General features: G+C 57.1%; 2 protein-coding genes. One reads left to right on the plus strand and one right to left on the minus strand.

Going from position 1 to position 1037, the window contains the following annotated elements:
* Positions 1-657 (minus strand): phosphotransferase family protein (locus CKO42_RS26685; protein WP_200252744.1); only part of this gene is annotated, 657 nt, incomplete at its 3' end.
* Between the two features lie 33 nt (positions 658-690).
* Here CKO42_RS26685 and CKO42_RS28680 point away from each other — a divergent pair.
* On the plus strand, positions 691-996 hold the full coding sequence (locus tag CKO42_RS28680) for a hypothetical protein (protein WP_200252747.1): 306 nt from the start codon (positions 691-693) through the stop codon (positions 994-996).
* Positions 997-1037: the final 41 nt, after the last annotated feature.

The following is a 1037-nucleotide window of genomic DNA, read 5'->3' on the forward strand; positions in this document are numbered from 1 at the left end:
CTCGCTCCAGTCAATGACCGCTGTTATGCGGCCATTGTCCGTCAGGACATTGTTGGAGCCGAAATCCGCGTGCACGAGGTGCCGGACTTCGGGGCAGTCCTCGGCCCAAAGCATCAGCTCATCGAGAGCCTGCGCGACGGACGCACTGACGGTGTCGTCCATCACAGTTTGCCAGTGATACACATGGGGATCAGCAATCGCGCATATGAAATCACGCCATGTAGTGTATTGACCGATTCCTTGCGGTCCGAATGGGCCGAACCCGCTCGTCTGGCTAAGATCGGCCGCAGCGATCGCATCCATGGCCTCCGCGACCGGCTGCAGAACAGCGGGCAGTTCGGTTTCAGGCAGGTCTTGCAACGTGACACCCTGTGCACGGCGGGAGATGCAATAGGTCAGGCTCTCGCTGAATTCCCCAATGTCAAGCACTTCCGGAATCGGGAGCGCGGCCGATGCAAAGTGCCGATAAACATAACGATCTTTGTAGAAACCATCGGCGCAGCTATTTACCCGCAGGACATATCCACGCCCTCCTACATCGAAGCTGAAAGCACGAGATTCTTCGCCCTCCGAGAGCTGCATCAGGTCGGAGACGCTGTCGAACTTTTCGATCAGAAACTTCTCGACAGACGTCGCGGTGAGTTCAGGCTTTTTCATATCTCATTGCCCCCCGGGATCTGCGGCACGCTGTTGACGCTGTTAAGCGGGTCGCTGCAGGGTCGCTCGGTGTTCGAGGCCACACGCGTCACCTTAATATGCGAAGTGGACCTCGGACCGCGCCGCCCCGACTGCATCTGCGTGTTCGAATTCGCCAATGACAAGACGCTGGGCGGGGTTTGTGTCATCATAGAACTAAAGACATGCAAATATATTTCTTCCGGGGACACCGCCAGCGAACGCGAGCAACGGGCCACGGGGATGAAGCAGGGCGGCACCTCGCTAACGGATTCACCACTCCAAGAATTGGAGCCAATCAATTCTTGCGGAGAACTGTGAATGCGCAAACCAACCCTTGGCAGAACATATCCATCGCGTCC

It is taken from the genome of Lamprobacter modestohalophilus (genome assembly GCF_016583905.1).
GTDB lineage: Bacteria > Pseudomonadota > Gammaproteobacteria > Chromatiales > Chromatiaceae > Lamprobacter > Lamprobacter modestohalophilus.